We start from the raw sequence: 13,704 nt of genomic DNA on the forward strand, positions 1-13,704 counted from the left end.
CGTTCTGAAACCAAAGAACTGATCAAAAAACCATCAAATTAGAGGCTTGGGCGCGGCAACGGCCCGCGCCCTCGGAATCTGGGCGCTGCTGACCAGCCCGGTGCAATATCCGGGCTAGAGGGCTTCGAAAGTAGAGCTCAGGCCGCAGCGGCCCGTTTTTGTTGTGGGATCATGCCTCCGAGAGCCGTGTTGGGCCGATGGGCAATGGCGTTTCTTGCCCAGGAACGAATAGGGCTCTTTCCGTCCACATGATTCGCAGATAGCGCTCGTCAAACGCCGCCACCTTTCTGAGCCTGACTGCATCAAGAATGATCAGTTGAAAAGAATGGCGCAGCACCAACTCCTCTTCGGCAAGTTGGCTGAAGGTACGGCTGATGTGCACCGCGCTCATGCCCAATGTATCAGCCAGATCCTGCTGAGTCAGTGGTAACAGAAACTCATCCTGGCCGGGAACGCCGATTTCAAGAAGTCGTGTATGACATTCGCAAATAAAATGCGCTAGTTTCTGTTTGGCGCTTTGGTGCGTCATGACGATCTGACGCTCCGCAAGCATTGCCTGACGCTGGTTGGCAATGGCAAACAGCAAGGCTGCCATATCTGGCGAATAGTTGAATAATGTCACTAACGACGAATAAGGCAGTTCGCAAACCCTGCCGTCGGTAAGCATTACTGCATTGGTGCGTCGATTTCCCATGGCAACCCGACATAGTCCCAACACATCGCCGGGCAGGAAGATTTCAAGCAGTTGCCGGCTGCCATCCTTGTGATAGTGGGTCGAACAGGCCCAGCCGGCGTGCAAAAACAGCAGGGCGCTGGCGGCCTCGCCTTCTCTCCACAAATATTCCCCTGCCTTCAGAGAGCGCAGTTCAGCGTCTGGGAGGTTCTCAAGCAGCGCCATGTCTTCGCGTTCGAGGATGCGGTGAATATCCAAGCATTTAAAGATGTTATCGAACACATCCTGATTCACTGCAGCTCCCCGGCGATTAAATAATTATTCTGTTGAAGAAACCACGCGGTCTAAATGCCGTTCTATAACCTAGGTTTACTTTGTCAGCACTTAGGTGCGAGAAACCTGCAGTCAAGTGTTAGAATCAGTGGCTAACGCGATCTTGAGATGTTCACTTTTTCAAATAGGAGAGAGCTGTATCAATGCGTAATCTGACACGGCACGTTGCATTGCCAACGCTGTTGACCGCTTTATTGATGGGTACTGCCTGGGCCGATGACGACGATACCTATGGCTGGATCGAGAAAGCCGGCATCGGCTCGCTAGGGGCAGTTGCCAAGGCCAAGCTCGATAGTGGGGCGCTGACGTCGTCGATCAACGCCAAGGATATAGAACGCTTTGAGCGCGATGGTGAGGACTGGGTCCGCTTTACCCTGAACCTAGAAGACCAGGAAAGCGAGGAGCGGGTAGCGGAGGAAATGGAATTACCACTTCATAGAGATCTGACGGTTCGCGGTGCCGGAGGCAAAGATGAGCGCCCAGTGGTGCTGCTGAAGATCTGCATGGGCAAGACTATCTATGAAGAGCAGTTCAGTCTGAGAGATCGCAGTGACATGCTCTACCCGGTATTGCTGGGTCGGCGCACCATCCAGCATCTTGGCAAGCTCGATGTGACGCGTACTTTCCTGCAAGAGCCCAAGTGCGATGAGGATTCGCCGGTCAGGACCTTTGCAGAACAGGATACGGATGGTGATATCGGTGCCTGATCACTTCTCGACTTGACGAGTCAGGCATTATCCAGACCTATGTCTATCAGTGCTGCGACGATAACGGCTGCCCACGACGGCAGCCGACATTGATGCAGTAATACCCAAATCCCTGGCGCTACAGCCATTGCTGTGGGGCCGGTGACCGCCGAGGTGTGAATGCCGGCGTAAGCAGTGCGGCCACCAACAGGCTATTTCAGGCTAGTGCCATGGGGCGGCCGCTGTCCTGCCATTCACCTCTCTGCTCTGCTTTCGGCTCTTCAAGGGCAAGATTCTGACTGGGCAGTCGTGCCTGCTCGGCCCCAGTCTCAAGCTGGAAGTAGTTGATGGTCCTGGTCAGATACTGCGCCGCTTCCTCTAGACGTTGTGCGACCTCCTTGGTGCTGTCGATGGAGCTGGCGGAGAGCGCGAGTGCTTCCTGCATTTCGAGGATGCTGGCGTTGAGAGTGTCGATCCCCATGCTCTGCTCATTGCTGGAGGTGGTGATTTCATCCATCCGGCCCGAGACCTGGGTGAAAGCTTCGACTACGCGCTGCATCAACTCGCCGGTGGTGCGCACCTGCTCGACACCGGACTCGACCTGCTGATTCGAATGATTGACACGCTCGCGGATCGACTGTGCCGTATATGCCGTGCGCTCGGAGAGGCCACGCACCTCGTTGGCGACCACGGCAAAGCCACGCCCTTGCTCACCGGCTCGGGCGGCTTCCACGGAGGCATTCAGCGCCAGCAGGTTGGTCTGGAAAGTGATGTTGTCGATCTCGCCCAACAACTGAGCGATATCGCGTGCGCCTTCGTCAATATTCGTCATCGTCTCACTCAATTGGGCGACGCTTTCGGCACCCTGACGCACGGTCTCACCGGTCTGGGCAGCCAGCTGGTTGGTGCGCTCGGCCTCTGCCGCACTCTGGCGAGTCGAGGTCGAGAGCTCTTCGGTGCTCGAGGCAATGCGTTCGATATGCTCGGCACTACGCTGGGCCTGTTGCTGAAGCGTTTGTTGGGCTTCGGTGGTCTCGGCGCTCAAGGCATGTACCGTTGCCGCCGTCTGGCGGACCTCGCCTAGCACACTGGTCAACTTGGTCTGCATGCTCGCTACGGCATCAATGGCCGGACGGCGGCGCTGGACCTGGTTGAATTCCGTATCCAGCTTGCCTTGTTCGGCCAGGCGGGCAAAGGTCATGATGCTCAAGCCGTCGCCAATGACTTGGCGCAACGTGTGGCTCAGATAGCTTAAAATGAAGGTGTGAACTACCACGGCGCCAGCATGGATCGCCAGGCACATCACCAGATGCATGACGTTGCTCGGGGTGACCCCCTGGTAGATATGTGCCCAGCCAAGATACTGCAGATAGGTGAAACCGATGTGGTGAGCGGCGATCACGACGGCACCGGCCAGGATCACGCGCCAATCGCAATAGAGAATCAGCGCCGATAACATAATGAAAATACTGAAATGCGCCTCGATCATGCCCTGGGTTTGATCGATCAACAATGCCGAAAAGCCCATGAAAAGTATTGCCATGGTCATACCACTCAGCAGCGTGCCCGGCCAGATGCGTGTTACCAGATAAGCCGCTGGCATAGCGATCAGTGCGAAGGTGATGACGAGGCCCCAACTTCCGTTGAGAAGGCCGACCAGTAAGCAAATGACAAGATTCAGCAGTGCCAGTGACCACATCAGGCCATCGATGCGGCGTCGATAGGTGCTGGGAATTTGATCCGTAGACGTCTTCATTACAGTATTTTCCTTTGCGATTTTCAAAATTGTTCAATAATTGTACAGAGGATGTGTAGAGAGGTGATCGTCAGCTGTGCGAATGGCTTGAGTGGTGAGTGCAAATTGCCTCTAATCAGTGTTATCGACTGACGCCATTAACTCTTGAGGGCTTTTCTGGCAAAGAGAAGCGCGAGGATGATTTGGGTCACGCTCCTGGCGATGTTGTATTGGAGGTGTTTTTTATACAATATTTGTATTGATGTGCATGCTAAATAGACGTTTCAGTAGAAAAGCTGCAAAGATGAGTCATTTAATCGATGTTCGAGAAAATGAAATGGTAAGTGGACGTTAAATTGCGAAGATAGCTCGGGTAGAATTTTAAAAATTGTTCAGTACGAGCTCGCTCACAGGAGACACCATGCGCTTCGTTCCTCGTTTCACCGATGGCCGATCGTTCGATCAACCCTTGGGCAAGATCGTCTGCGTCGGACGCAATTACGCCGATCATGCCAAGGAGCTCGACAATCCTGTGCCAAGTGCGCCCTTGCTGTTCATCAAGCCGGCGACCAGTGCCGTGGCGCTCGATAAGACGCTCAAAGTACCCGGGGAGCGCGGCGAGGTGCATTTCGAGACCGAGCTGGCGCTGCTGATCGGTGAGACATTGGCGGGTGCGCCGCCTCAGGCAGCGGAGAATGCGGTGGTGGGGATCGGCCTGGCATTGGACCTGACCCTGCGCGACGTTCAGGCGCGCTTGAAGGAGAAGGGGCATCCTTGGGAAATTGCCAAGGCCTTCGATGGCGCCTGCCCATTGTCGTCTTTCGTGGCGGTCGTAAGCGCTCCCGACTGGAGCGCCTTGACCTTCAGCCTGGACATCGACGGTGAGCGCCGCCAGAGCGGACGGGGCAGCGACATGCTGTTCGCGGTGCCGGCGTTATTGGCGGAGATGAGCCGGCACTTCACCCTGGAACCGGGGGATGTGGTGCTGACCGGCACACCGGCGGGGGTCGGACCACTGCCTGGCGGCGCAGAACTGCATCTTGCTCTGGAGGCGGGCGCCACCTACGCGGGGCTGAATATTACTACCCGCACTGCGGATTGAGCGATTCAGAGCGGTGCCATCACTCCAGGTAGGTATAGCCCTCAAGCCCTGCGATCAGTTCGCTCATGAACGCGGCTTGCTCCTCCCGGCTCAGGTGGCTGGCGCGAAGTTGCGCTTGTAGATGCTTTCGCAATACTTGCGCATCGAAGTCTACGTAACGCAGCACGTCGGCGACGCTATCGCCCTGTCGAGGGGTCGATAGCCGCCATTGGCTTTCAGCATCGAGCGCCACATCCACCGAGTCGGTGTCGCCAAACAGGTTGTGCAGGTCGCCGAGAATTTCCTGATAGGCGCCCACCAGGAACATGCCGAGCAGCCGGTCCTCACCGCTCTTCCACTCGGGTAACGGCAGGGTGGCTTCTAGCCCCTGGCCATCGACATAGTTGTCGATACGTCCGTCGGAATCACAGGTAATGTCCTGGATCACCCCGCGGCGGGTCGGCTCACGGTCGAGCCCACTCAACGGCAACACCGGGAAGATTTGATCGATGCCCCAGACATCGGGCACCGACTGGAACAGCGAAAAATTGACGAACAGCTTGTCGGCGAGCTTCTCCGCGAGTTCATCGATGATCTCGCGATGGGCACGGTTACGGCTGTCGAGCTTGGTGCGTAAGCGCTGACAGGCGGCGAAGTAGACCGCTTCGCCCTCGGCGCGCGCTTCAATACCTGCCATGCCTAAAACGAAACGCTCCTGCAGTTCGCCGATCGCCTGTACCAGATCGTGATAGGCCTCGACCTGGCCACGAGGCTCGCGCATGGTCGCCAGACGATCGAAGACTCGCCATAGCTCGTCGACCTGAGGGTCCTGCTCGGCCAGACGACGCTCGGGCGGCTGCTCTCCGATCCTTTCCTCATCGACCACGTTGGTAATCAGCACCGCATGATGGGCGGTCAGCGCGCGTCCGGATTCGGAGATCAGATGCGGATGCGGCACACCTTGGGCCTCGCAGGCCTGACGGAAGGCCCACACCACATTACTGGCATATTCACGCATCGAGTAGTTGATCGAACAGAAGCTGCGTGAACGGGTGCCTTCGTAGTCGACCCCCAGGCCGCCGCCCACATCGACGGTATCCACCGGCGCGCCGAGCCCGCGCAGGCTCTGATAGAAACGCGCACACTCCCGAAGGCCGCGTTGGATGTCGCGGATGTTGGCGATCTGCGAGCCCAGATGAAAATGCACCAGTTGCAGGCTTTCTAGTGCCCCGACCTCCTCGAGGCGTTCTACCACACCGAGGATCTGCGTCGCGGTCAGGCCGAACTTGGATTTCTCGCCGCCGGTGTTCTGCCATTTACCCTTGCCCACCGAGGCCAGTCGAGCGCGCAGGCCGATGCGCGGGCGTACGTTGAGGCGTTCGGCCTCGTCGAGGATCATCTGCAGCTCGGAGAACTTCTCCACCACCAGATAGACCCTGTGACCGAGCTTTTCGCCCATTAGCGCCAGGCGTACGTACTCGCGATCCTTGTAGCCGTTGCACACGATCAATGAAGGGCCGTCGCCGGACAACGCCAGCACCGCCAGCAGTTCCGGCTTGCTGCCGGCCTCCAGCCCGACCCGGCCATGACCGCGCTCCTGAGTGGCGAGAATCTCCTCGACCACGCGGCGCTGCTGGTTGACCTTGATCGGATAGACCGCCGTATAGCCCCCGATATAGGACTCTTCCAGCATGGCGGCGTCGAAGGCCGCACACAGTTGCTCGACCCGATCGTGCAGGATGTCGGTGAAGCGCACCAGTACCGGCAGGCGAAGGCCGGCCCCACGCAACTGCTCGACCAGCGACTTCAGCGGTAATGCAGGGCCTTCGATCTCGTTGCCCAGGGGCCGAACAACAGCATGGCCCTGATCGTCGACATCGAAATAGCCGCTGCCCCATTGGTCGATGTTGTAGGTACGGCGAGCCTTGGCGGCGGGCGATGTCATGCGGGACTCCGCGGGGGCAGCATGAGAGCCCCCTGTTCGATGCGTTGAATGAGGATGGTACGAAACTGCTCGGGATCATGGGGTGTCAGTTCGTGAGCCGGGGGATCGACATGGACCACCAGCAGCCGCGATAGCCAGTAGCGCAGGGCGGTCATACGCAACATCATCGGCCAGCACTCACGTTCGTTCGGGGTCAGTGGGCGCTGCGCAAGATAGGCACCGATCAGGGCATCGTGACGCTCGCGGTTCAGACTTCCATCGGCGTTGATAGCCCAGTCGTTGATGGCGATGGCCAGATCGAAGAGCAGGTCACCGGTACACCCATTGTAGAAGTCGATGAGGCCGCCCAGTGTGTCGCCATCGAACAGGGTGTTGTCGCGAAATAGATCGCCATGAATGGCCCCTTGGGGAAGCTCGTCGCAACGACCGAAGGCGCTTCGATAGGCATCGATCTCATCGCTCATCAGTCGTTGGTCCGCCGGCGATAGGTAGGGCAGCACGCGATGATGAGCGGTACGCAACCAATCCAGATCCCGGGGATTGGGGCGATGACCGCCGAAACGCTGCGAGACGCTGTGCATGCGACCCAGGGCGTCACCAAGGGCTCCGCACTGGATCAGATTGGGAGCCTTGGGATGCTTGCCCGGCAGGCGAGGAAACAGCAGCGCAGGCTTATCGGCCAGGCTTTGTAGAGCCACACCTTGGCGATCGTGCACCGGCCCAGGAACGGGCAGGTGGTGCTCTGCCAGATAGTCGAGCAGTTCGACAAAGAAGGGTAGCTCGTCATGTTCGCCCTGCTCGAATAGCGTCAATACCAATGATGCGCGATCGGTAGTGACAAAGAAGGTGGAATTTTCGGTACCGCTGGCGACATCTTCGAGCATGACGAGTTTGCCTATGTCGTAACGCTCGAGAAAATCGGCGACCTGGGTATCGCTCAACGGGGTGAATACGGCCATGGTGTTATCGCCCTGAATATCGAGCGGGCATTGTAGCGGCTTGTCGAGACGCCTTGCAGGGGCTGACTGGCATTGCCCCCTCAAAAAGGAGGCATTATCGATGAATGGAAAGACTCACCAGGAGAAAAGTACCCAGCTGGGAATGGCGATGCGCTCGTTGTCGCTGCGGCGAAAATCCCCGTCACCATCGTCGTCGACCAAGAAATAGGACGGACCGACCGCCGGTTCGATCTCGATGGCGTAGAGCTGGCCATTGACGCGGTATTCCCGAATCGTGCGGTCTTCTTCCTGGCGCACGGTGATATCCGGTGCGTCGGGCTGCTCCTGGGACAGTACCAGGGGCGATGAGCCCAGCAGTGCGACCGCGAGAAGCACGCTCGAAATAACACGATATGGGGTCATGAGGTTCTCCAATGTCACTGGCTTTCACATCATGGTACCAGTGTATCCATAATATCGGCTGTCGTGCATTCAACTTGATTCTGAAGCGTGCGCTTCGGCGATAGGGCGCTGTGCCAATAACCAGCCCATCAGGATGAACGCGAGCATGCCGGCGAGAATGAAGCGAAAATCGATTCCCGCGTCCACCAATACGCCGAGGATCGCCGGGGCGATGCCGGTAGAAAACACCATGCACGCGCTCAGAGTCGCACGCACACGACCCAGGTGCTCGCTGCCCCATAATTTGACCAGCAGGCTGGTGGCGATGATCTCCTGCATGCCCATCGCCAGGCCGCCACCGACCATCAACGCCCACACTCCCGCATTACCCCCGACACTCATCGCCAGTATCAGGGCCAGGGCATAGGGCAATAGATAGGTTCTGGCCAGCAGTCCTGGACCCAACTGGTCTGCCCAGCGTCCCCCGAGTAGCGCGCCGGGCAGCTTGGCCAGCCCCATGCCGGTCAAGGCCAGGGCGTAGGCGGTCATGGTGGCGCCGAGATCGGCGGTCAATTGCGACGCGTAGATGAACAAGCCGGTCATGGTGATCGGCAAGGCCATGAGCAGCGGCAACAGCTGCCAGAAGCGTGCCTCGCGAAGTGGTCGTGGGCCGCTTCGGCGCATGGCGCGAGTGGGTCGTGTACCGGGGGCCGCCGGCCAGTCGAGCCGCCATAACAACAGGCCCCATACCACGACCATTCCCGCGCCCAGGCTCCACCACAGGTCGCGCCAGCCCAGCCATACCAGCAGTACCGTCACCAGCGGCGGTAACACGGCTTCGCCGAGCGGGATGCCCAGGCTGATCAGTCCCAGCGCACGGCCACGGCTGTGGCTGAATTCGCGGCCGATCAGGGTGTTGCCGAGGTGCGTGAACAACCCCTGGCCGCATAGTCGTACCAGACCTAAACCCAGAAGAGTCGTCAACGCCCAGGGCGAGAGCGTCAGCAGCGCGATCCCGCCGAGCATGCCGCCAAGCACTAGCATCGCGAAGCGCCGCGGAGCAATCCAATCAATACTCGGGCCGAAATACAGCACCACGAAGCCGGCGGTAAGTGTGACGACCGAGTAGGCGACGCCGAACTCACCGGCACTGATCGCCAGGCGCTCGGCGATGGGGGCTTGAAACAGGCCGACGAAATAACTCTGACCGAGGCTGCTGGAAAGCATCGCCAACAGGCCAATGCCCAGCAGACCGCGATGGTCTCGAAGTAGGGTGCGATAGCCCACTAAGGTCTCCCTGACGATGTAACTCCTTGAGGCCGTCAGTCTATCAGTCAATCCGATCAAGGTGCCTGACGCTTGGAGCCGGCTTGCGTATCATGGGCGCATCGAATGCTCTTTTCTTTGCTGGGGGACGCCTTTTCATGGCCGCAACGCCCATTGTTCTTGTCGACGGTTCATCCTATCTGTACCGGGCCTTTCATGCCCTGCCGCCACTGACCACATCTAAGGGCGCGCCCACCGGAGCGGTCAAGGGCGTGATCAGTATGCTCAAGAGCCTGATCAAGCAGTATCCGGATAGTCCCATGGCAGTGGTCTTCGACGCCAAGGGCAAGACCTTTCGGGATGAGCTTTTCGAGCAGTACAAGGCGCATCGCCCGCCGATGCCCGACGACCTGCGCGAACAGATCGAGCCGCTGCATGCTTGCGTCAAGGCGCTGGGGTTGCCGCTTCTGTGCGTCGAGGGCGTTGAAGCCGACGACGTCATCGGTACCCTGGCGCGACATGCCACCGAAGCCGGTCGCGACGCGGTGATCTCCACCGGGGATAAGGACATGGCCCAACTGGTCAACGATCGTATCACGCTGGTTAACACCATGAAGGGCGAGACCCTGGACGTGGCCGGCGTCGAAGCCAAGTTCGGCTTGCCGCCGGCGCTGATCATCGACTTTTTGGCGCTGATGGGCGACAAGGTCGACAACATTCCTGGCGTACCAGGGGTGGGCGAAAAGACCGCACTGGGACTGCTTCAGGGAGTCGGCGGCATGGATGCGATCTATGCCGATCTCGACAAGGTCACGACGCTCTCCGTGCGCGGCGCCAAATCTTTGCCTAAGAAGCTCGAAGAGAACCGCGACCAGGCCTATCTTTCCTATCAGCTTGCCACCATCAAGACCGATTGCGAGCTGCCCGTGGGCCTGGATGATCTAGATATCGCCGCTCCGGATCGAGAGGCGTTGGCCACGCTTTATCGTGAACTCGAGTTCAAGAGCTGGCTGTCCGAGCTGCTCGAGGGCAAGGATCAGGGCGTCGACGATCTCAAGGACAAGAGCAAGGCCAAAGGCAAGAGTGCACCAGCTGACGAAACACTCGAAGAAGATGCCACGTTCGCTGCTCCGGAGCGGGACGATCATACCCTGCTGACCCAGGCCGAATTCGACGGCTGGCTGTCTCGGTTGAAGAAAGCAGATGAATTCTGCTTCGATCTGGAAACCACCAGCCTCAATTACATGGAGGCGGAGATCGTGGGCATTGGCCTGGCGCTGAAGGCAGGTGAGGCGGCCTATATTCCCGTGGCCCACGATTATCTCGACGTACCGCAGCAGCTCGATCGGGACGCGGTGCTCGAGGCGCTCAAGCCGCTGCTGGAAGACCCGCAAAAGGGCAAGATCGGTCAGAATCTGAAGTATGACATCTCCGTACTGGCACGCTACGCCATTCGCGTGGCCGGGCCCCTGACCGACACCATGCTCGAATCCTACGTGCTCAACTCTACCGCCACCCGCCACGACATGGATTCCCTGGCGCTCAAGTATCTGGGCCAGAAAACCATCAGTTTCGAGGAGGTGGCCGGCAAGGGCGCCAAGCAGCTCACCTTCAATCAGGTTGCCTTGGAGCAGGCGGTGCCTTATGCCTGCGAGGATGTGGATATTACTCTGCGCCTCCACCAGGAATTACGCCCCAAGGTCGAGGCGGAGGGGCGCCTAAGTGAAGTGCTGGACGATATCGAACGGCCGATGATCCCCGTGCTCTCGCGTATGGAACGTACCGGCGTGGCGCTGGATGCATCGCGCTTGCACACTCAAAGCCAGGAACTTGAAAAGCGCATCCGTGAACAGGAAAAAGAGGCCTTCGAGATTGCAGGGCGCGAGTTCAACCTCGGCTCCCCCAAGCAGTTGAGCGAGATCCTGTTCGAGGAGCAGAAGATTCCGGTGATCAAGAAGACGCCCAAGGGGGCGCCGTCCACCGCGGAAGCCGTGCTCGAGGAGTTGGCGCTGGATTACCCGTTGCCCAAGGTGATCATGGCCCATCGTGGCCTCTCCAAGCTCAAATCAACCTACACCGACAAGCTGCCATTGCTGGTCAACAAGTCCACCGGGCGCATCCACACCAGCTATCATCAGGCGGTGACTGCCACTGGGCGGCTATCGTCTTCGGACCCCAATCTGCAGAACATCCCGATTCGCACCGAGGAAGGGCGCAAGATTCGTCAGGCCTTCATCGCTCGACCCGGCTATCGCATCGTCGCTGCCGATTATTCGCAGATCGAACTGCGCATCATGGCGCACCTTTCCGAGGACAAGGGACTGCTGGAAGCCTTCGCCAACGACCAGGACATCCACGCCGCCACTGCCGCGGAGGTGTTCGGCGTGGCGCTGGACAAGGTATTGCCGGATCAGCGGCGCAGTGCCAAGGCGATCAATTTCGGGCTGATCTATGGCATGAGCGCCTGGGGGCTGGGTCGGCAATTGCACATCGAGCGCAAGCAGGCGCAGACCTACATCGACCGCTACTTCGATCGCTACCCCGGCGTGGCACGTTTCATGAACGACATTCGCTCCCAGGCTGCCGGAGATGGCTATGTCGAGACCGTGTTCGGCCGCCGTCTCTATCTACCGGAAATCAACTCCCGTCAGCACGCCCGCCGTCAGGCCGCCGAGCGCACCGCCATCAACGCACCGATGCAGGGCACCGCCGCGGACATCATCAAACGCACGATGATCGACGTCGACGCCTGGCTCAATCCGCTCGAGAGCAAGGGCGATTTCGATGCGGTGATGGTCATGCAGGTGCACGACGAACTGGTCTTCGAGGTCAAGGGCGGGCAGGTGGATGACTTCATCGACGCGGTGAAGAAGCGCATGCAAAACGCTGCCGAACTCAAGGTGCCGCTGATCGTCGAGGCCGAGGCGGGAGATAACTGGGACGAAGCGCATTGAGAGTCCAACAGGTCGATGCGGCTTGATCGCCAGCGTGATCCATTGATGAAATGCGCATAGGCTGAGCCATTATCGAAGTGTCCATTTGACCAAATCAGCGTTTTCGACGACGAGAATGCTCGGATCGAATCATCTTGATCCGAGCTTTTGGCCGGGAGGGTGGCAATGAATCGACTTTCATATCCCTTTTCGATGTCGCCGGGCTTTCCACCCAGGCAAAGGTCGGTAACGAGAGGCGCCAGTAAATTGCCGCCAAACGCATGCTCAAGGTAGTGGCAAGCGCTAGGCCAATGGCGAACACGTTGTTCAATTCCGAGATAAATAAAATAGCGTAGACGATGCCACCGACAATCGAGGCAGTGGCGTAGATTTCTTGGCGTAGCACCATGGGAACACGATGCGCCAGTACATCGCGTATCATTCCCCCGGCGACGCCGGTCATTAGTCCCATTAGTACCGCGACAATACCGACATGGCCTAATGCCAATGTCTTATGGGCACCAATCACCGTGAACAGGGCCAGGCCAAAGGCATCCGTCACCGGGAGAAAGGTACGCGTCAGCCGGTGAATATAGTGAAACCCCACAATGGAAAGGAACACTGTGGCGAGAATGACCCATAGGTAACTCGGCGCGGCCACCCAGAAAACAGGCACCCCCAGTACCAAGTCCCGCAACGTGCCGCCCCCAATTCCTGTCACTGCTCCCAGTACAAACATACCGAAGGGGTCCATGCGCGAATAGCAAGCGACGATCACCCCCGAAAAGGCGAATACAGCGACGCCCGCCAAGTCCAGCCAATAGATCAGTCCAGCCATTGACTCCTCTCGAGTTTATCCATTTGTGAGTAAATGAAAGGCAGGGATCTTTTACCTGGCCGTGCCGTCCTGAGTCGTGTAGAAGGCGAATTCCCCGACTTCGGCCGTCTTGATATATTCCGTGGCCCATCCAGGATTCACGGTTCTATGGTGGAAGTACAAGGCACCTCCGGTGCGGTCCGCTAGCTCTCGGTTGAGTGCCTTTCGGGCTATTTCCTTGGCAGTCGCGTAAGACTCGTCATTCGCTGCAACATCCGGTCGGCCATCGCACCACCAGGAGAACTGACAGGCCCATTGCTCGCCGCCCTGTTTGACAATTCCGCACACGGTGTCAGGAAAGCCTTCATGGCCTAACCGATTCATGACGACATTGGCGACGGCTTCCATATCTTCCGACCCTACGCCTCTGGCTTCCCAATAGATGGTACGCGAAAGACAGGTGATTGCATCATCCATAGGCTCTTCGCCAGCCGGATCGACCGCCTGAGCTTCGGATTTCGTGATGGCTTCGGGTGTCGAAGAGGGCGCATCGCTACCCTCTGTTGCCACGCTCTGCTCCAGCGCCTCCGCCTTGCTCTCGGCAGCGTCCGCCTTCTGTGCCTGCTCTGCAGCGATCGCCGGATCCACGAGAAGGAGTGCCGCAAGACAGATCGTTATCCATACACGGCACATGATAGAGCCTCTTGAGTGACTACAATCTGGTTAGCGCGGCTGGTTAGGGGCTTCGCCCGCGTCGGAATGCTTGTGCAGTATAGACCTGAATCCGTGATGCCGGCGTCGACACTTCCCCTATCACCGCCAGCGAGCATTTTCTGACCGCCGATTCCGTCTCACCCGCTGAACGCATACCGGGGAGGACCAACCATGGCGACGC

11 protein-coding genes are annotated in these 13,704 nt (G+C 58.6%); 3 read left to right on the top strand and 8 right to left on the bottom strand.

Annotated features, from left to right (window positions below):
* Positions 1–169: 169 nt before the first annotated feature.
* The gene (locus ACPF7Z_RS18900) at positions 170–967 is read right to left on the bottom strand and encodes a Crp/Fnr family transcriptional regulator (RefSeq protein ID WP_425194793.1); all 798 of its coding nucleotides are present in this window, start codon (positions 965–967) and stop codon (positions 170–172) included.
* A gap of 182 nt (positions 968–1,149) precedes the next feature.
* Between ACPF7Z_RS18900 and ACPF7Z_RS18905 the strand changes: the two genes are divergently transcribed.
* Positions 1,150–1,713, top strand: a complete 564-nt coding sequence (locus ACPF7Z_RS18905; RefSeq protein WP_425194794.1) for an ATP-dependent zinc protease — start codon at positions 1,150–1,152, stop codon at positions 1,711–1,713.
* Positions 1,714–1,909: 196 nt separating this feature from the next.
* On the opposite strand, the gene ACPF7Z_RS18910 is transcribed toward ACPF7Z_RS18905, so the two are convergent.
* Positions 1,910–3,448, bottom strand: a complete 1,539-nt coding sequence (locus tag ACPF7Z_RS18910) for a methyl-accepting chemotaxis protein (RefSeq protein ID WP_425194795.1) — start codon at positions 3,446–3,448, stop codon at positions 1,910–1,912.
* Between the two features lie 400 nt (positions 3,449–3,848).
* On the opposite strand from ACPF7Z_RS18910, the gene ACPF7Z_RS18915 reads away from it, so the two are divergent.
* Positions 3,849–4,529, top strand: coding sequence for a fumarylacetoacetate hydrolase family protein (locus ACPF7Z_RS18915; protein ID WP_425194796.1), 681 nt, complete (start codon positions 3,849–3,851; stop codon positions 4,527–4,529).
* Positions 4,530–4,548: 19 nt separating this feature from the next.
* On the opposite strand, the gene speA is transcribed toward ACPF7Z_RS18915, so the two are convergent.
* The 4 genes from speA to ACPF7Z_RS18935 form a co-directional block, all read right to left on the bottom strand.
* On the bottom strand, positions 4,549–6,453 hold the full coding sequence (gene speA / locus ACPF7Z_RS18920; RefSeq protein WP_425194797.1) for a biosynthetic arginine decarboxylase: 1,905 nt from the start codon (positions 6,451–6,453) through the stop codon (positions 4,549–4,551).
* Complete coding sequence (locus tag ACPF7Z_RS18925; RefSeq protein ID WP_425194798.1) at positions 6,450–7,412, bottom strand: homoserine kinase; 963 nt, start codon at positions 7,410–7,412, stop codon at positions 6,450–6,452. The genes speA and ACPF7Z_RS18925 overlap by 4 nt, the downstream gene beginning before the upstream one ends.
* 114 nt (positions 7,413–7,526) lie before the next feature.
* On the bottom strand, positions 7,527–7,814 hold the full coding sequence (locus tag ACPF7Z_RS18930; RefSeq protein ID WP_425194799.1) for a DUF2782 domain-containing protein: 288 nt from the start codon (positions 7,812–7,814) through the stop codon (positions 7,527–7,529).
* A gap of 69 nt (positions 7,815–7,883) precedes the next feature.
* A complete protein-coding gene (locus ACPF7Z_RS18935; protein WP_425194800.1) occupies positions 7,884–9,080 on the bottom strand; it encodes an MFS transporter in 1,197 nt (398 codons plus the stop codon).
* Between the two features lie 137 nt (positions 9,081–9,217).
* Between ACPF7Z_RS18935 and polA the strand changes: the two genes are divergently transcribed.
* Positions 9,218–12,013 carry a DNA polymerase I gene (polA, locus tag ACPF7Z_RS18940; RefSeq protein ID WP_425194801.1) on the top strand — a complete coding sequence of 932 codons (2,796 nt, stop codon included), beginning with the start codon at positions 9,218–9,220 and terminating at the stop codon, positions 12,011–12,013.
* A 94-nt stretch (positions 12,014–12,107) separates the two neighbouring features.
* Here polA and ACPF7Z_RS18945 read toward each other — a convergent pair whose 3' ends face one another.
* Together ACPF7Z_RS18945 and ACPF7Z_RS18950 are read right to left on the bottom strand one after the other, a co-directional pair.
* On the bottom strand, positions 12,108–12,830 hold the full coding sequence (locus ACPF7Z_RS18945) for a trimeric intracellular cation channel family protein (protein WP_425194802.1): 723 nt from the start codon (positions 12,828–12,830) through the stop codon (positions 12,108–12,110).
* A gap of 51 nt (positions 12,831–12,881) precedes the next feature.
* Complete coding sequence (locus ACPF7Z_RS18950; protein ID WP_425194803.1) at positions 12,882–13,502, bottom strand: cell wall hydrolase; 621 nt, start codon at positions 13,500–13,502, stop codon at positions 12,882–12,884.
* Between the last annotated feature and the right edge of the window lie 202 nt (positions 13,503–13,704).

Source organism: Halomonas sp. GXIMD04776 (assembly GCF_049808615.1).
GTDB lineage: Bacteria > Pseudomonadota > Gammaproteobacteria > Pseudomonadales > Halomonadaceae > Modicisalibacter.